Source organism: Paenibacillus sp. (assembly GCF_035645195.1).
In the GTDB taxonomy this organism is placed as follows: Bacteria; Bacillota; Bacilli; order Paenibacillales; family YIM-B00363; genus Paenibacillus_AE.
Map to the genome: position 1 here is coordinate 42,289 of NZ_DASQNA010000038.1, position 21,179 is coordinate 63,467.

Consider the following 21,179-nt stretch of genomic DNA (forward strand, 5'->3'; position numbering starts at 1 on the left):
TGGTAAAATGTTCGTATTCATTTATCATAATTAAAAATAAAAAAATCCACTCATCGAGGTGATGCAAATGCCCATCATTCGGCCGATTTCTGATCTCCGTAACAACTTCAATCTCATTGCAGAAACTTGTCATAAAGAAGGCGAACCTGTGTTCATAACAAAAAATGGTAGAGATGATTTGGTTGTAATGAGTCACGCGCTTTACGAAAAACAACAAACTACAATCGAACTTTACAGAAAATTAGCCGAGGCGGAAAAGGAAAGTGATGATCCAAATACGAACAAAATCAGTCATTCCGAGCTTATAAAGAAATTGAGGAGCCGTATGAATGGCGAGCAACGTTCCGATTAATTACCTTCCTTCCGCCGAGCAGGATGTATTAGAAATATTCGTATATATTTTGCTTGATAATCCTTCTGCAGCGGCAAACTTTATTAGTCAATAGGATGAAAAGGTCTCGTGTCTGTCCCTATTTCCAGAAAGCGGTCACCTCCCTGCTGATCCCCGACTTAAAAATCTTAATTACAGAATTCTTGTCGTAGGTAATTATCTTGTTTTATTATGTATTCAAAAATAACGAAATAGAAATTCGTAGGGTTCTTCATGGGAAGAGAAAATACGATTTCTTGTTTTGACGTTTCATTTTCTTCGGATTTCATAGGAACGCACGGCGTCCCGCTCAATGGTACTCCGACGGCGGTACGCCGGCGTACTTTTTGAACGTCTTATGAAAGTAATTATAGTCCTTGTAGCCGACGAGCCCCGATACTTGGTACGCGAAATGGTTCGTCTTCTTCAGCAGCTCCTTGGCTTTGTCGATGCGAATCCGGTTTAAATAATCGTGAAAGCTGAAGCCGGTCTCCTTTTTGAACAATTTCCCCAAATAACCGGAGCTCATATAATGCAGCTCGGCGACCTGCTTCAGCGTCAGTTCCTCGTTGTAATGCGCCTTCATATAATCCAGCACGCTCATAACGACCTTCGCCGGACGTTCCCGCTTAAGCGCCGATACGGAGCCGAGAATGTCGTCCAGCGTACTGTCCAAGAACGAACGCACCTCGTCGATCGTGCGCATCGACAGGATCTCGCCGTACAATCGCTCCGGATGCGGGACGATGTCGCGCACGCGGCCGCCGGCGTCCTTCACGACCTGCAGCGCGCTTTTCAGCAGCTCGAACGTCGTTTGGTGCACGAACGATTGTCCGAGCGCCGCCGCGCACGCCTTCAATCGCTCGAATAATTCCGTCGTGACGCCCCGGCAAACCGCCGCATCCCCCGCCTGGATCGCTTGGACCATGCGCTCGGCGAGCGCGTCGACCTGCAGCTCCGTCGGCAAATCGGCCGATGGCACATCGGCTTCGGTGATCGTCGCTTCGCGCCCGAGATAAAACTTGTACTCCAACAACTGCAGCGCGCGCTCGTAAGAGCGATGAATGTCGGCGATGCCCTGCGCCTTCGGGCCGACGATGACCGAAGCGGGTTCTCGAATATATCGTTTCAGCGCCTCCTTCAGTGTCGCGGCGACCTCGCGGTAAGAGACGCCGTCGCCGGAAGGGGACAGCTTTTCGATAAAAACCAAACGCTGCAAAGCGTCTTCGAACAAGATGCCGTCGGCGTGAGCGCGCAGCACCTCCTCGCAAATGTTCATCGCGGAATACAGCTTTAAATGGTCGAACCGTTCGCCCGTGCGGTCGTATCGCTTCGTCGCGTTTTCCAATTCGATGACGAGAACGCGGTACGCCGGCGCATCCAAATCGATCTGCAAAAATTCCGCCTTCTGCATAAATTCGAGCTTCGTGATGTGGTTCGTGACCAGACGATTCAAAATTTTGCCGCGCAAAATGCCGATGTTTTCCTTCTCGCGAATGTTGTATTCGAAGGCGTGGCGCAGCTCGTCGCACACCTGCTTCAGCGTCGAGAGCAGTTCCTCTTCGTCGACGGGCTTGAGCAAATAGTTGTCGACGCGGTATTTCAGCGCTTCTTTCAGATATTCGAAGTCGTTGTAGCCGCTTAGTATGACGACGGGCTGCTGCATGCGGCGCTCCCGCATCGTCCGGATCAGGTCGAGTCCGCTCAGCACCGGCATCGAGATGTCGGTGATAACGAAATGGATCGGCTCCCGCTCCAGCGCCTCCAGCGCTTCCTTGCCGTTCGCCGCTTCCGCCGCCACCTGGAAGCCGTGCTCCGCCCAGTCGACGATCGCGGCGAGGCCGCCGCGGATATCTTCTTCGTCGTCCACGATCATCACTTTAAACATACTGCGCCTTCATCTCCTGATGGAATTTTGCGGGGAGCCGGATCGAGACCGTCGTGCCCTCCCCGGGGGCGCTGCGGATGCTCACGCCGTACGGGGAGCCGAACAGCAGCGCGATGCGCGAATGGACGTTGCGCAGGCCGATGTTGTCGCTCTCCGGATTTTTGTCGAGGAGCTGTAGACGAAGCGCTTCGACGAGCGAGCCGTCCATGCCTTCGCCGTTGTCCGCGCAATCGATGACCAAATCGTCCCCGTCGCGGCGTCCGGCGATGCGAATTTCGCACGCCGCCGATTTGTTCGCGAAGCCGTGAGCGATCGCGTTCTCGAGGAGCGGCTGCAGCACCAGCTTCGGGATGCCGAGTTGCAGCAAGTCTGCGTCGATGTCCGCTTCGACGCGCAGGCGATCCCGGAAGCGGATTTCCTGCAGCTTGACGTAAGAGAGCGTGTATTCGAGCTCCTCCTCGAGCGATACGATTCTATGGCGGCCCTTCACGTTCCAACGGTAAATGTCCGCCAAAATTTTCACCATGCCGGACACCTCCCGCTCGCCGCTGCGGACGAGCTTCATTCGGATCACTTCCAGCGTATTGAACAGGAAATGGGGGTGGATCTGCAGCTGCAGCGCGCGCAGCTCCGCTTCCTTCTCCCGGAGCTTGCTGACATATACGATCTCTATGTATTCCCGCAGACGTTCGCACATCGAAATAAAGCTTGCCGCCAGCAGCCCGATCTCGTCCTTGGAGCGGATCTGGATCGAGTCGGTCGCGAGATCGCCGCGCGCGACGCGTTTCGTAAATTGGACGAGCTGCTTAATGGACACCGTCACGCTGCGGCTGAGCCACAGGCTGAGCGCGCAGGCGACGGCGAACGTCACCCCCGCGGCGGTCATGAGGTAGGTTTGCACATCCCGTTTGCTGCGGGCGATGTCGCGGGAGGCGGCGTCGGAGCGCTCGGCCAGAATGCGTTCGATTTGCAGCAGCAGCTCGCCTGCGGTTTCGAATTTCTCGTCCGCGGCCATCGCTTCGTCCAAGATCAGCCCTTGGAACGCGAGTTTATGCTCTCCGGTGAGCCCCCTTGTCGACATCGACTCGATGATGGTGTTGGAGCGCGTCTGCCATTGATCGAACGCGTTCGAGTACGCATCGATCATATCCAGTACGTCCCGGTTGGCGCCGGCGGAAGAAGACAGGCTCGCGCCGGTCGATCCGGCGAGATGCGCTTTCGCTTTCTCCGTATTTTCGATCGCCGTTCGCACGTTCCGTTTGTAATCGTCATAGATGCTCTGATATTTCTTGCTTTTGTAGTCCGTAAAAATGAGCGTTCGCTGCGCGACGAGCGCTTGATTCATGTTATTGGACGCATAGCGGATCAACTGGACGCCCAGCGTCGTGTCCCGGTAGAGCCGCTGAATATCGTCGGTCATATAGCCGAATCGCACGATCGCCGCCAGCGTCGTTATTAAGAACACGGTCAACGGAATGAGCAATAAAGCCAGCAGCTTCCAATACAAATGTCCGCGTTGCAGAAGGATCACCCGCCTCAGCCCCAGTATAGCACAAACTATAGCGCTTACATGGCCAGTCCCCCGATTGTTGCGAAAGAAGGCTAATTCGCACTAACAAATGTCTGATTTGTCCTATATGGCGTTGCCCCAAAATCCAATATATTTAGTTACAGGCATCGAAAGCGCTTTCGAGAGTTTGACATTCACGGAATGGGGGAAGCGGATTGGTCGTTAAAGGACCGGAGGTAGGGCGGGACGGCTGGGCGGCGAACGGGCTGCTGCGGGTCGCGCAAACGATACGGAAGGCGGGGAGACACAAGGAACTCCCGATTTTCCTCGCCTTGGTAACGCTGTGCGCGGTCATTTCGACGCTAAGTCCTTACTTTTTAACCTGGCAAAATATTTTCAACGTACTTCGACAGTTTTCTGTCATCGCGATTTTGGCGGTCGGCCAAGGGCTCGTCATCATTACAGGCGGGATCGATTTATCCGTGGGCGCTTTGCTGGGGCTGATGGGGGTGCTCGCGGCGATGCTGACCGCGGCGGGACTGCCGGCGGCGCTCGTATTCCCGCTGACGCTCGCGTTCGGCTGCGCCGCCGGCATGATCAGCGGACTCCTAATCACGAAGGTGCGCATCAACCCGTTCATCGTAACGCTCGGTATGATGAGCGTCGCCCGCGGAACGTCGCTGCTGCTGACGGGGGGGATGCCGGTGTCGATCGACGGCGGCATCACGTTCCTCGGCGGTGGCCATGTCGGCATGGTACCGGTGTCAGTGCTGATTATGTTCGCGGTCGCCGTGTGCGGATACATTTTCACGACGCGCACCCTGCCCGGCAGAAATATTTACGCGATCGGCAATAACGAACGCGCGGCGCGGCTGTCGGGCATCCCGACCGACCGGATGAAGGTGATGGTGTACGCCATCATGGGCGCATTGTGCGCGTTGTGCGGCATGATCGTATCCGGCACGCTGAACACGGCGGAGCCGGCGGCCGGGACCGGGTACGAGCTGGACGTCATCGCGGCGGTCGTCATCGGCGGCGCCAGTTTGTCCGGCGGCAAAGGCTCCATCGCGGGCATCGTGATGGGCGCCGCGATTATGGGGGTCATGCGCAACGGGTTCGTCCTGCTGCAGGTTTCCGCCTACTGGCAGGTCGTCACGATCGGGTTGGTCATTATCGGCGCCGTTGCGCTGGATAGCATTAAGAATCGCAACGCGAAGTAATGGAACGAGGCAGTCGACAACAACATTCAAACCCAAAGGTGGGAGTCTCTATGAAAAAGTGGATGACAAGGATTGCGGCCGCGGCGCTCGCGCTCGCGTTGATCGCCGGCTGCTCCAACGCGGCGAATCCGAGCGCGGGCGAACCGGAAGAATCGAAGGCGGAAGGCGCGAACGCTTCGCAGATGGAAACGGCGGTGCCGACGGTCGAGCCGCCGAAGGGCGCCAACGTGGCAGCGGTCGGGCAGCTTCCCGAGAAACCGCTCCGCATCGCGTTCCTGTCGTTCCAGAACAATCCGTTCTGGTTCCCGGTTCGCGACGGCGCCAATGCGGCGAAGGAATATTTAAAGCATTACAACACGACCGTCGATTACGTCGTCATGGGGGACGATTTGACGGCCGACCGCGTCGTATCCGCCATGGAGACGGCCATCGCGCAGCAGTACGACGCCATCGTCGTCGTGCCGATCTTCGACGGCACGGAAGTCGTGATCAATAAGGCGATCGACGCCGGCATCCCGGTCATGACCGTCATCGCCGAAGGCGCGAAGCCGAGCAAACGCCTTGCGTTCATGGGGCAAGACGCGTACGCCGCCGGCGAACTCGCGGGCCAAACGATCGAGAAATTGACGGAAGGCAGCGGCAAGGTCGGCGTCATTACCGGCGTCTTCGGCGCGACGCAGCACGAGAAGCGGATGAACGGGGCGCTCGATTACCTCGCGGCGAACGTGCCGGGCATCGAGATCGTAGGCAAGTACGAAAATCGCGACAAAGCGGAGACGGCGTATTCGCTCACGAAAGATATGATTACGGCGCATCCGGATTTGAAAATCGTCTACGTGACGGCGGGCGGGCCGTTCGGCGCGGCGAAAGCGATTCAAGACCTTGGGCTGACCGGCAAAGTGAAGGTCGTCGCGTACGACCATATCCCGGAGAACGTCAAATACGTCCGAAGCGGGGAAATCGCGGCGGCGATCGCGCAGGACCCGTTCGGCCAAGGCTTCGATTCGACTGTTCTGATGTATAACTATCTCGTCGCGGGCGAGAAGCCGGAGAGCGATTTCCTGCCGGTGAAGCTGGACGTGCTGACGCCTGATAACGTCGACGAGCTGTTCCCAGAGTAATGACGAGGCTGCTGGAGGTGAGATAAGCGAATGAAGAGCGACCTGCTGCTCCGAACGAACCGCATATCGAAGTCGTTCCCCGGCGTGAAAGCGTTGGAGGATCTCAACCTGGAGGTGGCCAGGGGAGAGGTGCACGCGGTCGTCGGGGAGAACGGAGCGGGCAAATCGACGCTGATGAACATTCTCTCCGGCGTCTATTCTCCCGATGAAGGCAGCATTGTCTTCGACGGAAAGGAAACGTCTCTGCGCAGTCCGCGGCAGGCGCAAGAGCTCGGCATCGCGATGATTCATCAGGAGCTCTCCCTTGCGACCAACGTTAGCGTAATGGAAAACGTCTTCATCGGACGGCTGCGGCGGAACGCCCTCGGGTTCATCCGGTACCGCGAGATGCATTCCGCCTGCCGCGAGCTGCTCGACAGCATCGGCATCGACGATATCGAGCCCGATCAGATGGTCGAGGAGCTCAGCGTTTCCAAAATGCAGATGGTCGAAATCGCGAAGGCGCTGTCCATGAACGCTAAGCTGCTCATCATGGACGAACCGACGGCGTCGCTCACGAAGAAAGAAACGGATTTGCTGCTGAAGCTGATCGGGGAGCTGAAACGGCGGGGCGTCTCCGTCCTCTACATCTCCCACCGCATGGAGGAGATATTCGCGATCTCCGACACCATCACGGTGCTGCGGGACGGCAAGCAGATCGCCACGCTGCCGGCCGCGTCGACGAGCCCGAACGAGCTCGTCTCCCTGATGGTCGGCAGGGCGTTCGACAAGACGTTCCAGCGGACGTACGCGTCCGTCCGTCCCGGCGCGGAGCCGGTGCTGCGCACGGAAGGCTTGACGCACGGCTCCAAGGTCGTCGGCTGCGACCTCAAGGTGTATCCGGGCGAAATCGTCGCGCTGACCGGACTGGTCGGAGCGGGGCGCTCGGAGCTGGCCCAGACGATCTTCGGCGTCCATCGGAAAGATGCGGGACGCATCTGGCTGAACGGGCGGGAGGCGGACATCCGCTCCGCCCGGGACGCGCTTCGGCACGGCATCGCGCTGCTGCCGGAGGGGCGGAAAATTCAAGGCATCTTCGCCGACATGTCGGTCAGAGAAAACATGACGATCGCGGCGCTCCGCAGCTTCCTGAGCGGCGGCTTCGTCGACGGGGGGAGGGAGCGCGAAGCGGCGGAGAGTTACGTGGAGTCGCTGGGCATCCGGACGACCGGATTGGAGAAGGAGATCAAATTGCTGAGCGGCGGCAACCAGCAGAAGGCCATCTTCGCCCGCTGCCTCCTGACGAAGCCGAAGCTGCTGCTGCTGGACGAACCGACGCACGGCGTCGACGTGGGGGCGAAGGCGGAAATTTACGCCATCATCGATCGATTGGCGCAGGAGGGCGTCGCGATCGTGCTCATTTCCTCCGAGCTGCCCGAGGTGCTGACGCTGGCCGACCGGATCCTGGTCATGCGCGAAGGGCGCATCGTCGCGGAGCTCGCGCACGGCGAGGCGACGCAGGAGCGCATCATGAGCTTCGCCACCGGCGACGCCGCGGGCGCCGAACGAAACGCCGGATGATCGCCTGCGCTTAGCGGAAATGACCGGGGACAACGAAAGGAGGGATCGCAAACTGCCATGAGCCGTTATGAGGTTGTATCGGTTACGAAAGGCGTTCATCGAGCATTCGCGCTACGCGACGCGGAGCGGGACGCCGTAGCGGAGCTGGCGCCCGACATCGGCTGCAATCTGTACCGCTTCGACGTTGGAGGGGTCCCGCTGCTGCAGCCGCCGGAAAGCTTGGAGCAGCTAAGGCGCGAGACGTTCGCGGATTTCAAATACGGCACGCCGATTTTGTTTCCGCCGAACCGAGTGAAGAACGGGGAATTTCGATTCCGGGAGCGGACCTACAAGCTGCCGCTGAACGAGCCGCCGGATCATCATTTGCACGGGGAAATATGCTCGCGGGCGTGGGAGGTGGCGGAGACGGGCGCGTCGGACGAAGACGGAGCGTGGATCACGTGCCGTTTTCGTTACGCGGAGCATGCCGATCTCATGGCGTATTTCCCGCATCCGCTCGTCTTTACGGTCACGTACCGGCTCCTCGACGGCGAGCTGTCGATGGAGGCGAGCGTCGAGAACGCCGGCGCCGACGAAGCGCCGTTCGCCTTCGGCCTGCATCCGTATTTCGCGCTGCCGTTCGGTCAAGGCGAGGCGATCGAGCTGCAGCTGCCGGCGGAGCGGGAGTGGCCCGTCACGAATTTCGCCTTCGTCACGGGGCTGCCGGCCGAGACGCCGCTGTGCGGCGAGCTGTGGGGAGGCATCGATTTGAACGCGTTCCCGCCGCTCGGCGTCGCGCTGATCGAGTTTCCCGGCGGCGGCGGCTCGGAGGCGGCGTGCCGCATTCGGATGCCCGGGCTCGGCCGCACGCTTCTTTATAAGGTAGGCCGCGGGTTCCCGTACGTCGTGCTGTTTCGCCCCGATTGGGCGCCCGCCTTTTCCTTAGAGCCGTACACGTATGTCACCGACGCATTCAATCTCCCGTACGATGCCGCGCTGACCGGCGCGAGAGGCATCGGCCCGGGGGAGACGCTCCGCTTCTCTACGGCGCTCGCACTCGAAACGTAAGCGCTTCAACGGTTGAGACAGAACTGCTGATTCGTTGGAACGAAGACAGGCGACGATCAAAAAGGAGGAATGCAAGTGGCGGCAATAGATTTGGATTTGCGCATCGATCCGGAAATGCCCCGGCGCAAAGATTTCCGCATCGGATGCATCGGCTCCGGCTTTATTATGCGGGATTGTCATTTGGTCGCGTATCGGGACGCCGGGTTCAACCCGTACGCGATTACCTCGAGAACGGCGGCGAACGCGCGAGCGGCGGCGGAGCTGCGGGGCATTCCGAACGTGTACGACACTTGGGAAGAGCTGATTCTTGATCCGCAGGTCGAAATTTTGGACATCGCGGTGCCGCCGGACCGCCAGCTCGACATCGTTCGGGCCGCCGTCAAGCAGCCGCATATTAAGGGTATTTTGTGCCAAAAGCCGCTCGCGATGAACATGCGAGAAGCGCGGGAAATCGTCGAGCTGTGCGAAGGGGCTGGCGTCAAACTCGGCGTCAACTCCAACATGCGCTACGACCAGTCGATCCGGGCGCTCAAGACGATTTTGGAACGCGGCTATTTGGGCGAGCCGGTGCTGGCGACGATCGAGATGCGGGCGATCCCGCATTGGCAGGACTTCCTGCATAAATACGAGCAAATCGAAATCTTGAACATGGGCATCCACCACATCGATGCGTTCCGCTATTTGTTCGGCGATCCGGAGAAGGTGACCGCCGTGACGCGGCGCGATCCGCGCACGAAGTTCAAGCATATCGACGGGATCAGCCAATATACGTTCCAGTACGCGAACGAGCTGATGGCGACGAGCCTCGACGATGTGTGGGCGTGGCCGGGCGAAGGCGTCGAGAAGGACATTTACATCAAGTGGCGGGTCGAAGGGCTGGACGGCGTGGCGCAGGGGACGATCGGCTGGCCGAGTTATCCGGAGCGGACGCCGAGCACGCTCGAATTTACAACGCGTCAGGCGCCGAATCAATGGTTCCGCCCGACGTGGGATCGCGTATGGTTCCCCGATGCGTTCCAAGGCACGATGGCGCAGCTGCTCCGCGCGGTCGAAGCGGATGCCGAGCCGGAAATCGGCGGCCGCGACAACCTGTACACCATTGCGCTCGTGGACGCTTGCTACAAATCTATCGCCGAAGAGCGGACCGTCGCGTTCGCCGAACTGACAGCCGAGCTTGCATTGACCTGACGAAGATCTTATATCCCAAGGAGGGTTATTCATATGATTTCTGTCGGTATTTTTAACGGGTATTACCCCTACACGCTGGCCGAGACGATCGCGAAAATCAAGAACGACGGCTTTTCCTGCGTGCAGCTCGATCTGTCGTTCAAGGACATGGATTTGTCGTTCGAATCGCTCACCCGCGAGAAGGCGCACATCATCCGCGACGCGTTCCGGGACGCGAACTTGCCGATCGTCTGCATCTCCGGCTACACGAACATCATTCATCCGGATCCGGTTAAGCGCGAGGAGAACGTGAACGGACTGAAGACGTTGCTGAAATTCGCGCGCGATCTCGGTTCGCCGTACGTCATCAGCGAGACGGGCACGTTCAACACGGAGAGCGACTGGGTGTGGGATCCGAAGAACGGCACGGAGGAAGCGTACCAAATCGTCTGCGAGCAGATCGAGGATCTCGCCAAATTCGCCTACGACCACGGCGCGATGTTCCTCGTTGAGAACTACGTCAACAACGTCATCGGCTCCGTCGACCAGCTCGCGCGCTTGTTCTCGGACGTCAACCATCCGGGCCTCGGCTTGCTGATGGATCCGACCAACTATTTCACGGACACGAATATCGGGCATGTCGACGAAGAGATCAACCGGATCTTCAACACGCTCGGCGACCGGATCAAAATCGCGCACGCGAAAGACTGCAAGCCGGCCGAGGACACGTCGGAGAAGCATGCGGCGATCGACGCGGTCGAGTCGCACACGTTCCGCGGCGCGGGCGCGGTCGAGCTGCCGGCCCCGGGCCTCGGCATCCTGAACTACGATCTGTACCTGCAGCGCCTCTCCAAGCTGCATCCGAACATCCCGATCATTATCGAACATTTGGACGAATCGGACATTCCGCGGGCGAAGCGGTTCCTCGACGACAAATTGAAGAAGAACGGCTGCTGAACCGGCGGCCGGACGCTTTGCCGCAGATAAGCGCGGGTCGTGGCGCCGCGCTTATCTGTTCCGCATTTTCAGAGAAAAAAGGAGGAGTCCTTTATGGCGGTCACTGCACTGAAGAAAAGAGATTACAGCATTACCGGCCCTGAAAATCAGCGCGCCGCGGAGCGGGGGCTGGCTTCGGCCGAGTGGTACGCGACGCCGATTCCGCGGCAGCGCATGAAGGAGTTGATGAAGCGCCGCAACGGCCCCGCGATCCGGGATACGATCATTTGGTTCGGCGGGCTCGCCGTGCTCGGGTACCTGGGGTACTTGTCCTGGGGCACGTGGTGGGCGATTCCCGCGTTTCTCGCGTACGGCATCTTGTATGCGACGCCGGGCGACTCGCGCTGGCACGAATGCGGGCACGGAACGGCGTTCAAGACGCCTTGGATGAACGAGGTCATTTACCAGATCGCATCGTTCATGGTGCTCCGGTCCGCTACGCCGTGGCGGTGGAGCCATGCGCGGCATCATACCGATACGATTATCGTTGGGCGCGACCCGGAAATCATCACGGAGCGTCCGCCGATCTGGAAGGTGCTGCTGCTCGAAATTTTCCATTTGTATGGCGGTCCGATCGAGCTGAAGCGGTTTTTCCTGCACACGTTCGGCAAGCTGGAAACCGCCGAGAAGGAGTACATTCCGGCGTCCGAGCACCGCAAGGTGTTTTGGGAAGCGCGGGTGTATATGCTGATTTTGCTCGCGGTCATCGACGCATGCGTGTATATGGGCAGCATTTTGCCGGCGATGTACGTGTTTCTGCCGTCGTTTTACGGCGCGGTCGTCGTCATCCTGTTCGGCATTACGCAGCATTTGGGGCTGTACGAGGACGTGCTCGACCATCGACTGAATACGCGGACCATTTATATGAACCCGATTTTTCGCTTTCTGTATTGGAACATGAACTACCATGTGGAGCACCATATGTTCCCGATGGTGCCATATCATGCGCTGCCGAAGCTGCACGAAGAGATGAAGGCGGATTGCCCGGAGGCGCGCAGAGGGCTGCTCGCCGCATTGAAGGAAGTCGTAACGGCGCTCCTGCGCCAGCGGAAGGATCCTTCGTACGTCGTCGTGAAGCCGCTGCCGCCGACCGCGCGGCCGTATTTGTTCGGCACTGTGCAGTATGAGAAACACGACGTCAACTTGAGGAGGGACATCGGATGAGCGAATGGGTGAAGGTTTGCGAGGCAGGCGACATCGAAGAGGAGGACGTCATCCGGTTCGATCACGGGGATCGGACGTTTGCCGTTTACCGCACGGAGGACGGCAGCTATTACGCCACGGACGGATTTTGCACGCATGAGCGCGTCCACCTGGCGAACGGGCTCGTCATGGGCAGCACGATCGAATGCCCGAAGCATAACGGGCGGTTCGACATCCCGACCGGAGCGGCGAAGCGGGCTCCGGTATGCGTCGATTTGCGGACGTATCCGACGAAGATCGAATCGGGCATGGTGTGGATTCAAATTTAAGAAGTAAGCTCACCTGCGAGGGGAATCAGACGAATGAACGACTACGGAATGGCGATCGTCGGCGCGGGGGAGGCCGGCGTGCGCGCGGCGCTCGAGCTGCGCGAGCAGGGCTGGAACGGATCGATCACGTTGATCGGCGGGGAGGGGCGTCTTCCTTATGAACGGCCGCCGCTGTCGAAGCAATGTTTGACGGAGGAGGACGACCTGCCGCCGGTGGATATCGTCAACGAGCAGACGCTGGCCGACCAGCGGATTCGCTATGTGTCCGGAGCGTCGGCAGTGTCCGTCGACCGCGCGAATCATCGGATCGTCCTGTCGGACGGGGGCGAGCTTGGGTATGAGCGGCTGCTGATCGCCACCGGCGCTTCGCCGCGCCGGCTGTCTCTGCCGGGCTCGGGCACGGACTACGTGCTTTATTTGCGGACGTATGCGGACGCGATCGCGCTGCGCCGGGCGCTGCAGCCGGGGCGGCGCATCGCCGTCATCGGCGGCGGGTTTATCGGCCTCGAGACGGCGGCGAGCGCGGTGAAGCGGGGCTGCCGCGTCCACTTGATCGAGGCGGCGCCGCGAATTTTGATGCGCGGGGTGCCGGAGCCGATCGCGCAGGCGATGGAGGCGCGGCATCGCGAGGCGGGCGTCGAGTTGACGATCGGCGTCGGGCTGGAGCGCATCGATAGGGAAGGCGGGGAATTCGTCGTCGCGCTGGCGGACGGCCGTTCGATTCGGGCCGATGCGGTCGTCGCGGGGATCGGCGCTGTGCCGGAGACCGCGCTCGCCGCTGGGGCGGGCCTTGCGATTGACAACGGGATCCGCGTCGACGAGGCGCTGTTTACGAGCGACCCTGACATCCTCGCCGCGGGCGACTGCTGCTCGTTCCCGCATCCGCTGTACGGCGGAAGACGCATCCGGCTGGAGGCGTGGCGGAACGCCCGGGATCAGGGCGCGCATGCGGCCCGGAACATGCTGGGCGGCTCGCCTGTGCCGTACGCCGCGGTGCCGTGGTTCTGGTCCGACCAGTACGATCTCACGATTCAGGTTGCGGGATTGGCGGGGATGGCGGAGGGCCTGGAGCAAACCGTGCTGCGCGATCTTGGCGCCGAAGGCAAGCTGTATTTTCACCTGGGCGAGGACGGGACGCTTCGCGCGGTCAGCGGCGTCGGCCCGGAAGGCGCCGTGGGCAAAGACATCCGTCTGGCCGAAATGCTGATCGAGCGCCGGGCGCGTGTTTCTCGCGATGCGGCGGCCGATCCGGCGGTGAAGCTGAAGGGGCTGCTCCGCGGCTTGTAAGGACGATATATATATATTGAAGGAGAGGATCCGCCGCATGAAATATACGACGTTCGGCCGAACGGGGAGAACGGTGTCCCGGCTCGGTTACGGCGCCATGGGCTTGGGGGGCGTCTTCGGGCAGCATGACGAGAAAGAGATGATTCGTTCCGTATTGTTCAGCTTGGATCGGGGAGTGAGCTTGATCGATACGGCGCGCAATTACGGGGATTCCGAACGGATTTTGGGCAAGGCGCTTCGCGAATGGACGGGCGAGAAGCCGTTCATCGCCTCCAAAATTCAATCCCGGGGTCCGGGTAATTTAGGATGGGGCCAGCCGATTCCGGTGGAGACGGCGTTCCCGCCGGGCTGGCTTCGCGAGAGCACCGAAATTTCGCTGCGCGAATTGGGCGTCGAGACGATCGACCTCATGCAGCTTCATCAATATTGGCCGCAGTGGGATTCCGTCGACTATTGGATGGAGGAGCTCGTCCGTTTGAAGGAGGAAGGGAAGATCGGCGCCATCGGCGTCTCGCTGCCGGATCAGCGGCATGATCTAGCGTTGACGTTGGTTCGCAGCGGCAAGATCGACGCGGTGCAGACGGTGTTTAACATTTTCGATCCCGTCGCTCTCGATTGCCTAGTCCCGATCTGCCAAGAGCACAACGTCGCGGTCATCGCGCGCTGCATCCTGGACGAGGGCGGCCTGACCGGCTTCTTGCAGGAGGATACGTCGTTCGAGGAAGGCGACTTCCGCAAATCGTATTTCGATTATTTGCCGAGATCGGTTTATATCGAACGCGTACAGCGGCTGAAGGACGCCTTCGTGCCCGCGTATGCCGGCAGTCTCGCGGAGCTGGCGATTAAATTCGCGCTGCACCATCCGGGCGTGACGACGGCGATTACGTCGATGCACGTGCCGCGCTACGCCGAGGAGAATATCGCCGCGGTCGACGCCGAGCCGCTGCCGGAAGACGTGTTTGAGACGATTCGGCGCCATCATCGATGGGTGAGGAACTTTTATGAAACCAAGTACTGGATCTGACAAGACGCTGTGGGCCGAGCTGCTCCCGCATGAATTCCGTTCCCGGCTCGCCGCCTGTCCCGTCGTCTATTTGCCGCTGGGGCTGTGCGAGCCGCACGGGCAGGTGAGCGCCTTCGGGCTGGACTTGATCAAGGCGGAATGGCTGTGCCGCGAAGCGGCTCGCCGCGTCGGCGGCGTCGTCGCGCCGTCTATGGGCTACCATATTCACGAAGCCGGCTATCATGCGAGGTGGCTGGAGGAGGAGGTCGGCGAAGAGAACCCGCATTTGACTTCGGTCCCGCCGGAGATGATGATTTCTTTCTTTATCTATCAGCTCAGGGCGTTCGCGAATGCGGGGTTTCGCGCCGTCGTCGTCTTGACGGGGCACAGCGGCGGCAACCAAGCCGATCTGCGCCGCGCGGCGGAGCGGTTTACGGCGCGCACGGGGGTGCCTGTGTGGGTGCGCAGCGACCCTGAGCTAGTGGAAGGCTTGTACACGGGCGACCATGCCGGGAAGTTCGAGCTGTCCCAGTTGATGTACATCCGTCCGGACCTCGTCGACATGACCGCGCGGTCTTGGGAGGAGGTTCCGGGTGCCGGCGGGAGGCTTGCGCTGGGGTCTGACGCGGACGAATCGAACCCCGAGCTCGGGCGAGCGATCATGGAGGCGTGCCTCGCGCGGTTGTGCGAGGAGGCCGAGCGGCTCGCCGCCGAGGGGCGGGCGTTGGCCCAGTCAGGCGCGCGCGTCGAGCGGCTGACGTTCGCGGATGCGGAAGCGATCCGCGCGGAAGCGCTGCGTGAGGCCGACTCCTGGGCGACTGCCGCGCCATGGCCGGGGCAGCGGCCCGTCAGCCCGTCGTCGCAGTGGAAGCCGTACGAATGGTTGAAGTAGCGTTCTATTGGCCGCCCTTTCCCGGAAGGGGCGGCTTAACGACGGTGTGCAGCGTTAATTGTGGCTCTACCGCCCGCCGTTAGCCCGTTATCCCGGCACCGCCCGGCGTTAGCTCATTATCGGCCTGCCCAACCGCCGAATAAGGAACATTTGCTCCTTACTGCCCGCCATCAGCCCGCCCAACCGCCGAATAAGGAACATTTGCTCCTTACTGCCCGCCATCGGCCCCCCCAACCGCTGAATAACGAACATTTGTCCCTTACCGCCCGCCACCGGTCCGCCCAACCGCTGAATAAGGAACATTTGTCCCTTACTGCCCGCCATCGGCCCGCCCTACCGCCGAATAAGGAACATTTGCTCCTTACTGCCCGCTATCGGCCCGCCCAACCGCTGAATAAGGAACATTTGTTCCTTACTGCCCGCCATCGGCCCGCCCAACCGCTGAATAAGGAACATTTGTCCCTTACTGCCCGCCATCAGCCCGCCCAACCGCCGAATAAGGAACATTTGCTCCTTACTGCCCGCCATCGGCCCCCCCAACCGCTGAATAACGAACATTTGTCCCTTACTGCCCGCCATCGGCCCGCCTAACCACCGAATAAGGAACATTTGCTCCTTACTGCCCGCCATCAGCCCACTCAACCGCTGAATAAGGAACATTTGTACCTTACTGCCCGCCATCGGCCCGCCTTACCGCTGAATAAGGAACATTTGCTCCTTACTGCCCGCCATCAGCCCACTCAACCGCTGAATAGGAACATTTGCTCCGCGGCCCTTTCGTGCGCCCTAGCCAATGCGGCTAGAACTCGCCGGCTTGCATCGCGCGAAATAGCCGCAAAAATGCGGCTGGAGCGCGCTGTCTGGCCTGCTTCGCGCGGAATAGCCGCAAAAATGGTGCTGGAGGGCGCTGCGCGGCCTGCTTCGCGAGGAATAGCCGCAAAAATGCGGCTGGAGTGCGCTGCGCGGCGCGCATCACGCGGTTTAGCCGCAAAAATGCGGCTGGCGCGCGCTGCGCGGCGTGCTTCGAGCAGTTTAGCCGCAAATATGCGGCTGGTGCGCGTTGCCCGGCGTGCTTAGCGCGAAATAGCCGCAAAAATGCGGCTGGAGCGCGCTGCCCGGCGTGCTTCGCGCGAAATAGCCGAAAAAATGCGGCTGGAGCGCGCTGCCCGGCGTGCTTCGCGCGGTTTAGCCGCCAAAATGCGGCTGGAGCGCGCTGCGCGGCGTACTTCGGGCGAAATAGCCGCAAAATTGCGGCTGTCGCCCTCCCCACAGTTTACTCCGCCAGCGCCCAACGCAGGGCGTCCGGCAGCTCGTTCTGCCAAAACCCCCAAATATGTTTCCCCGGCTTCTCTACATACTCCACCTGTGCGCCGCGCTCGACGAGCAGCGTATGCATCAGCCGGTTCGCCGCAAGAAAGTCGAACGTCCCCCGGCTCGTCTCCACGCTCGTCTCGTCCGTGCCGATCAATTGATACAGCCGGAGCCACGACAAATCGTCGATCCCCGACACCGCCGACGCCGAGCTTGATAAAAACGCTCCCGACAGCGACACCACTTTTTGAATGGAATGCGGAACTTGAAGGGAAAGATGTAAAGAGACCGTTCCGCCGAGCGAATCGCCGACCAAGACGCGGTCCCCGGGGCCGGTGCGGACCGGATATCGCGATTCGACGAACGGCATGAGCTCCTCCAAGAAAAACCGAGCGTACGCCTCGAACCGCCGTCCGTCCGGCGCGTACTCGTCGGTTCGATTCGGCATGTCAACGTCGACGCCGATGATGAGGAACGGCTCGACGCCCTCGTCCAAAATCAGCTTCGTCGCATGCGTCGCGATGCGCCCGAAGTTGAAGCATTCCTCTCCGTCCTGGCAATACACGACCCGGTGCGTCACCAGCTCGTTGTAGCCCGGCGGCAGGAAAATGCGCAAGGGCCGGTCCTTGCCGAGCGCCCGCGAGGGGACCATATCCTTCAATACCGTGCGGCGGGAATAATCGTTGGCCGTCAAATGAAACACCTCTGTTTCAGCTGTTGTTCTACCTGTTATAGTATGTGCAATATATTTATTATAACAGGAAAAAACGTTTTTATCGCGAACCCAGGTAGCAAATTGAATAATTGTATTATATAATTTATCAATACTGTTTCATCAGGAATTCTGATGCTGTCTTATATACTACAAAGCGAGGTGTTCCTCCACGTGAGCAGCAAAAACAAACGCGCTTACGAAGTGCGGCTTGACGAGATTAAGCCGTTGCAGGTATTGTCGCCGGAAGGCAAAATCGTTAACGAAGAGATGATGCCGAAATTCTCCGACGACGAATTGCGGGAATTGATGCGCCGGATGGCGTTTACCCGCGTATGGGACCAGCGCGCCGTGAGCCTCAACCGCCAAGGCCGCCTGGGCTTCTACGCTCCGGTGTCCGGTCAGGAAGCATCCATGATCGGCAGCGAATTCGTGCTCGAGAAAGAAGACTTTATCTGCCCGGGTTACCGGGACATGCCGCAAATCGTGTGGCACGGCCTTCCGATGTACCAAGCGTTCTTGTACTCGCGCGGTCATCAGCACGGCGGCCAAATTCCGGAAGACGTACACGTACTTATGCCGCAGATCATCATCGGCGCGCAAATCGTCGAAGCAGCCGGCGTCGCGATGGGGCTTAAGCTGAAGGGCAAGAAGAACGTCGCGATCACGTATACGGGCGACGGCGGTTCGTCGCAGGGCGACTTCTACGAAGGTATGAACTTCGCGGGCGCGTTCCAACTGCCGGCGATTTTCTTCGTGCAAAACAATCAGTACGCGATTTCGACGCCGCTCCGCAAGCAGACGGCGGCGGGCACGATCGCCCAGAAGGCTGTGGCTGCGGGTATCCGCGGCGTGCAGGTCGACGGCATGGACGTGCTGGCGGTTACGGCTGCGGTGCGCGAAGCGCGCGAGCACGCATTGGAAGGCCGTCCGACGCTGATCGAGGCGATCACGTACCGTTTCGGCCCGCACTCGATGTCCGGCGACGACCCAACGAAATATCGGACGAAGGACGAGCAGGGCGAGTGGGAGACGAAGGATCCGCTCGTACGCTTCCGCCGCTTCCTCGAGTCCAAGGGTCTCTGGAGCGAAGAAGACGAGAACAAAACGATCGAAGAAGCGAAAGAGCATGTGGCGGAGCAGATCAAGCGCGCAGAATCCGTCGATAAAATGACGATCGTAGGCTTGCTTGAAAGCATGTTCGAAGAGCCGCCGGTTCACATTCGCGAGCAGATCGAGCAGTACCGCGCGGGAGGAGAGAAATAAGCCATGGCAAATATGACGATGATCGAAGCGATTCGGGACGGGATGCGAGTGGAGCTCGCGCGCGACCCGAAAGTGTTGCTGTTCGGGGAAGACGTAGGCCACGTCGGGGGCGTATTCCGCGCTACCGAAGGCCTTCAGAAAGAATTCGGCGAGACGCGCGTATTCGACACGCCGCTCGCGGAATCGGGCATCGGCGGCCTCGCCGTCGGCCTCGCGGTGCAGGGCTTCCGCCCGATCGCGGAAGTTCAGTTCATCGGCTTCGTATTCGAAGTGATGGACCAAATCGTGTCGCAGGCGGCGCGCATGCGCTACCGTTCCGGCGGCGCGTACCAAGCGCCGATCGTATTCCGCACGCCGTTCGGCGGCGGCGTGAAGGCGCCCGAGCTGCACGTGGACAGCTTAGAAGGCTTGTTCCTCCAAACGCCGGGCATCAAGGTCGTCATTCCTTCCAATCCATACGACGCTAAAGGCCTCATGATTTCCGCGATCCGCGACAACGATCCGGTCTTCTTCATGGAGCACCTGAAGCTGTACCGCTCTTTCCGCGGCGAAGTGCCGGAGGGCGAATACACGGTGCCGATCGGCAAAGCGAACGTCGTGAAGGAAGGCAAGCACGTCACGATTATCACGTACGGCGCGATGGTCCATACGTCGCTGAAAGCCGCCGAAGAAATCGAGAAGTCGCGCGGCGTCAGCGTCGAGGTCATCGACCTGCGCACGATCATGCCGATCGACATCGACACCATCGTCGAGTCGATCAAGAAGACGAACCGCGCGATCGTCGTGCAAGAAGCGCAGAAGACGGCCGGCGCAGCCGCCGAAATCATCGCGCAAATCAACGAGAAGGCCATCCTCCACCTGGAAGCGCCGGTGCTCCGCGTCGCCGCTCCGGATACGGTCGTGGCGTTCGGTCAAATCGAAGACGAATGGCTCCCGACGCCGCAGCGCGTCATCGAGGGCCTGAATCAAGTGCTGGATTTCTAAAAAAGGAGGTGCGGTAGCGAATGGCAATGTTCGAATATCGGATGCCGGAGCTCGGCGAAGGTCTGCATGAAGGCGAAATCGTCAAATGGCACGTCAAACCCGGCGATTCCATTAAAGAAGACGATATTTTGATGGAAGTGCAAAACGATAAAGCGGTCGTCGAAGTGCCGTCCCCGGTCACCGGCGTCGTGAAAGAAGTCAAGGTTGCGGAAGGCACCGTCGCCGTCGTCGGCGACGTGCTTGCGGTCATCGACGCGGAAGGCGAACTGCCGGTATCCGCGCACGGCGGCGGCCACGGCCACGCGGAAGCGCCGGCGGCGCCGAGCGCCCCTGCGGCGGCTCCGGCCCCCGTTCCGTCGAATCCGATCGCTCCGGCGGCAGCGCCGGCGGCGGCGGAGGCTGTCAAGCCGGGCACCGTGCCGGACGGCGGCACTCGCGGCAACGTCGTTGAGCCGGGTGCGGTTCTTGCGACGCCGAGCGTCCGCAAGCTGGCGCGCGAGAAAGGCGTCGACCTCGGCCAAGTGAAGGCGACGGGCAAGCACGGCCGCATCACGAAGGAAGACGTCCTGAACTTCGTTCCGGGCGCTGCGCCTGCGCAAGCGGCGGCTCCGGCCGCGGCGGAAGGCGCTCCGGCGGCAGCTGCTGCGAAGCCGGCGGCACCGACGGGCGACCGCGTGGAAGAACGCGTACCGTTCAAAGGCATCCGCAAAGTCATCGCTCAGGCGATGGTCAAATCGGTGTACACGGCCCCGCATGTCACGATCATGGACGAAGTCGACGTAACGGCGCTCGTGAAGCTTCGCGAACGCGCGAAGCCGATGGCGGAAAAGCGCGGCGTGAAGCTGACGTACCTGCCGTTCATCGTCAAGGCGCTCGTAGCGGCGCTGCGCGAGTATCCGATTCTCAACTCGACGCTCGACGAAGCGAACAACGAGATCGTCTACAAGAAGTACTACAACATCGGCATCGCCACGGATACGGACAACGGTCTGATCGTTCCGGTCGTATTCGACGCCGATCGCAAAAATATTTATAACATCGCAGGCGAAATTCGCGATCTCGCGACGCGCGGCCGCGAAGGCAAGCTCGGTCCGAACGAGCTGCGCGGCAGCACGATTTCGATCACGAACATCGGCTCGGCGGGCGGCATGTTCTTCACGCCGGTCATCAACTTCCCGGAAGTGGCGATTCTCGGCACGGGCCGCATCACGGAACGTCCGATCGTGAAGAACGGCGAAATCGCCATCGGCCAGATGATGGCATTGTCGCTCAGCTTCGACCATCGCCTCATCGACGGCGCGACCGCTCAGAACGCGATGAACCACATCAAGCGGCTTCTGGAAGATCCGGAACTGCTCATTATGGAGGTGTAA

General features: G+C 60.3%; 20 protein-coding genes. 15 read left to right on the forward strand and 5 right to left on the reverse strand.

Translation table 11 applies throughout. The annotated features are described in order from the left end of the window. The first annotated feature begins 67 nt into the window (after positions 1-67). Positions 68-352, forward strand: coding sequence for a type II toxin-antitoxin system prevent-host-death family antitoxin (locus tag VE009_RS20060; RefSeq protein WP_325010713.1), 285 nt, complete (start codon positions 68-70; stop codon positions 350-352). Between the two features lie 328 nt (positions 353-680). Here VE009_RS20060 and VE009_RS20065 read toward each other — a convergent pair whose 3' ends face one another. Then, positions 681-2,258 carry a response regulator transcription factor gene (locus VE009_RS20065; protein ID WP_325010715.1) on the reverse strand — a complete coding sequence of 526 codons (1,578 nt, stop codon included), beginning with the start codon at positions 2,256-2,258 and terminating at the stop codon, positions 681-683. Further along, entirely contained in the window at positions 2,251-3,789 is a 1,539-nt protein-coding gene (locus VE009_RS20070; protein WP_325010717.1) for a sensor histidine kinase, read from the reverse strand. The genes VE009_RS20065 and VE009_RS20070 overlap by 8 nt, the downstream gene beginning before the upstream one ends. 194 nt (positions 3,790-3,983) lie before the next feature. Between VE009_RS20070 and VE009_RS20075 the strand changes: the two genes are divergently transcribed. From VE009_RS20075 to VE009_RS20125, 11 genes are all read left to right on the forward strand, one after another. Next, entirely contained in the window at positions 3,984-4,988 is a 1,005-nt protein-coding gene (locus VE009_RS20075) for an ABC transporter permease (protein ID WP_325010718.1), read from the forward strand. A gap of 50 nt (positions 4,989-5,038) precedes the next feature. After that, complete coding sequence (locus VE009_RS20080; RefSeq protein ID WP_325010720.1) at positions 5,039-6,109, forward strand: sugar ABC transporter substrate-binding protein; 1,071 nt, start codon at positions 5,039-5,041, stop codon at positions 6,107-6,109. Positions 6,110-6,139: 30 nt separating this feature from the next. After that, complete coding sequence (locus VE009_RS20085; RefSeq protein ID WP_325010722.1) at positions 6,140-7,669, forward strand: sugar ABC transporter ATP-binding protein; 1,530 nt, start codon at positions 6,140-6,142, stop codon at positions 7,667-7,669. A 57-nt stretch (positions 7,670-7,726) separates the two neighbouring features. Then, on the forward strand, positions 7,727-8,716 hold the full coding sequence (locus tag VE009_RS20090) for an aldose 1-epimerase (RefSeq protein WP_325010724.1): 990 nt from the start codon (positions 7,727-7,729) through the stop codon (positions 8,714-8,716). A gap of 75 nt (positions 8,717-8,791) precedes the next feature. Then, positions 8,792-9,904: a Gfo/Idh/MocA family oxidoreductase gene (locus VE009_RS20095; RefSeq protein ID WP_325010726.1), complete on the forward strand. Its 1,113-nt coding sequence runs from the start codon at positions 8,792-8,794 to the stop codon at positions 9,902-9,904. A 33-nt stretch (positions 9,905-9,937) separates the two neighbouring features. Beyond that, a complete protein-coding gene (locus VE009_RS20100; RefSeq protein WP_325010728.1) occupies positions 9,938-10,840 on the forward strand; it encodes a sugar phosphate isomerase/epimerase in 903 nt (300 codons plus the stop codon). A 93-nt stretch (positions 10,841-10,933) separates the two neighbouring features. After that, positions 10,934-12,043, forward strand: a complete 1,110-nt coding sequence (locus VE009_RS20105) for a fatty acid desaturase family protein (protein ID WP_325010730.1) — start codon at positions 10,934-10,936, stop codon at positions 12,041-12,043. Then, positions 12,040-12,351: a MocE family 2Fe-2S type ferredoxin gene (locus VE009_RS20110; protein WP_325010732.1), complete on the forward strand. Its 312-nt coding sequence runs from the start codon at positions 12,040-12,042 to the stop codon at positions 12,349-12,351. The genes VE009_RS20105 and VE009_RS20110 overlap by 4 nt, the downstream gene beginning before the upstream one ends. A 33-nt stretch (positions 12,352-12,384) precedes the next feature. Further along, positions 12,385-13,638, forward strand: a complete 1,254-nt coding sequence (locus tag VE009_RS20115) for an NAD(P)/FAD-dependent oxidoreductase (RefSeq protein WP_325010734.1) — start codon at positions 12,385-12,387, stop codon at positions 13,636-13,638. Positions 13,639-13,675: 37 nt separating this feature from the next. Continuing rightward, on the forward strand, positions 13,676-14,662 hold the full coding sequence (locus tag VE009_RS20120) for an aldo/keto reductase (protein ID WP_325010736.1): 987 nt from the start codon (positions 13,676-13,678) through the stop codon (positions 14,660-14,662). Then, positions 14,640-15,533 carry a creatininase family protein gene (locus VE009_RS20125; RefSeq protein ID WP_325010738.1) on the forward strand — a complete coding sequence of 298 codons (894 nt, stop codon included), beginning with the start codon at positions 14,640-14,642 and terminating at the stop codon, positions 15,531-15,533. Before VE009_RS20120 ends, VE009_RS20125 begins: the two co-directional genes overlap by 23 nt. A 108-nt stretch (positions 15,534-15,641) precedes the next feature. Here VE009_RS20125 and VE009_RS20130 read toward each other — a convergent pair whose 3' ends face one another. The 3 genes from VE009_RS20130 to VE009_RS20140 all read right to left on the reverse strand — a co-directional run bounded on the left by VE009_RS20130 (position 15,642) and on the right by VE009_RS20140 (position 17,538). Beyond that, a complete protein-coding gene (locus VE009_RS20130; RefSeq protein WP_325010740.1) occupies positions 15,642-15,857 on the reverse strand; it encodes a hypothetical protein in 216 nt (71 codons plus the stop codon). Between the two features lie 9 nt (positions 15,858-15,866). Further along, complete coding sequence (locus VE009_RS20135) at positions 15,867-16,214, reverse strand: hypothetical protein (protein ID WP_325010742.1); 348 nt, start codon at positions 16,212-16,214, stop codon at positions 15,867-15,869. Positions 16,215-16,806: 592 nt separating this feature from the next. Beyond that, positions 16,807-17,538 (reverse strand): alpha/beta hydrolase, encoded by a 732-nt coding sequence (locus VE009_RS20140; RefSeq protein ID WP_325010744.1) that lies wholly within the window; start codon positions 17,536-17,538, stop codon positions 16,807-16,809. 153 nt (positions 17,539-17,691) lie between these two features. Here VE009_RS20140 and pdhA point away from each other — a divergent pair, with 153 nt between their 5' ends. The 3 genes from pdhA to VE009_RS20155 are packed head-to-tail and all read left to right on the forward strand — an operon-like array spanning position 17,692 to position 21,179. Further along, a complete protein-coding gene (pdhA, locus tag VE009_RS20145; RefSeq protein WP_325010746.1) occupies positions 17,692-18,822 on the forward strand; it encodes a pyruvate dehydrogenase (acetyl-transferring) E1 component subunit alpha in 1,131 nt (376 codons plus the stop codon). Between the two features lie 3 nt (positions 18,823-18,825). Beyond that, positions 18,826-19,806: an alpha-ketoacid dehydrogenase subunit beta gene (locus VE009_RS20150; protein WP_325010748.1), complete on the forward strand. Its 981-nt coding sequence runs from the start codon at positions 18,826-18,828 to the stop codon at positions 19,804-19,806. A 20-nt stretch (positions 19,807-19,826) separates the two neighbouring features. Further along, the gene (locus VE009_RS20155; protein WP_325010749.1) at positions 19,827-21,179 is read left to right on the forward strand and encodes a dihydrolipoamide acetyltransferase family protein; all 1,353 of its coding nucleotides are present in this window, start codon (positions 19,827-19,829) and stop codon (positions 21,177-21,179) included.

Excerpts from the sequence above, each read along its gene's own strand:
- VE009_RS20110 (WP_325010732.1), top strand. The coding sequence starts at position 12,040 with ATGAGCGAATGGGTGAAGGTTTGCGAGGCAGGCGACATCGAAGAGGAG.
- VE009_RS20105 (WP_325010730.1), top strand. The coding sequence starts at position 10,934 with ATGGCGGTCACTGCACTGAAGAAAAGAGATTACAGCATTACCGGCCCT.
- VE009_RS20115 (WP_325010734.1), top strand. The coding sequence starts at position 12,385 with ATGAACGACTACGGAATGGCGATCGTCGGCGCGGGGGAGGCCGGCGTG.
- pdhA (WP_325010746.1), top strand. The coding sequence starts at position 17,692 with ATGCTGTCTTATATACTACAAAGCGAGGTGTTCCTCCACGTGAGCAGC.
- VE009_RS20060 (WP_325010713.1), top strand. The coding sequence starts at position 68 with ATGCCCATCATTCGGCCGATTTCTGATCTCCGTAACAACTTCAATCTC.
- VE009_RS20090 (WP_325010724.1), top strand. The coding sequence starts at position 7,727 with ATGAGCCGTTATGAGGTTGTATCGGTTACGAAAGGCGTTCATCGAGCA.
- VE009_RS20125 (WP_325010738.1), top strand. The coding sequence starts at position 14,640 with ATGAAACCAAGTACTGGATCTGACAAGACGCTGTGGGCCGAGCTGCTC.
- VE009_RS20100 (WP_325010728.1), top strand. The coding sequence starts at position 9,938 with ATGATTTCTGTCGGTATTTTTAACGGGTATTACCCCTACACGCTGGCC.
- VE009_RS20150 (WP_325010748.1), top strand. The coding sequence starts at position 18,826 with ATGGCAAATATGACGATGATCGAAGCGATTCGGGACGGGATGCGAGTG.
- VE009_RS20080 (WP_325010720.1), top strand. The coding sequence starts at position 5,039 with ATGAAAAAGTGGATGACAAGGATTGCGGCCGCGGCGCTCGCGCTCGCG.
- VE009_RS20155 (WP_325010749.1), top strand. The coding sequence starts at position 19,827 with ATGGCAATGTTCGAATATCGGATGCCGGAGCTCGGCGAAGGTCTGCAT.
- VE009_RS20120 (WP_325010736.1), top strand. The coding sequence starts at position 13,676 with ATGAAATATACGACGTTCGGCCGAACGGGGAGAACGGTGTCCCGGCTC.
- VE009_RS20085 (WP_325010722.1), top strand. The coding sequence starts at position 6,140 with ATGAAGAGCGACCTGCTGCTCCGAACGAACCGCATATCGAAGTCGTTC.
- VE009_RS20065 (WP_325010715.1), bottom strand. The coding sequence starts at position 2,258 with ATGTTTAAAGTGATGATCGTGGACGACGAAGAAGATATCCGCGGCGGC.
- VE009_RS20130 (WP_325010740.1), bottom strand. The coding sequence starts at position 15,857 with ATGGCGGGCAGTAAGGGACAAATGTTCCTTATTCAGCGGTTGGGCGGA.
- VE009_RS20135 (WP_325010742.1), bottom strand. The coding sequence starts at position 16,214 with ATGGCGGGCAGTAAGGTACAAATGTTCCTTATTCAGCGGTTGAGTGGG.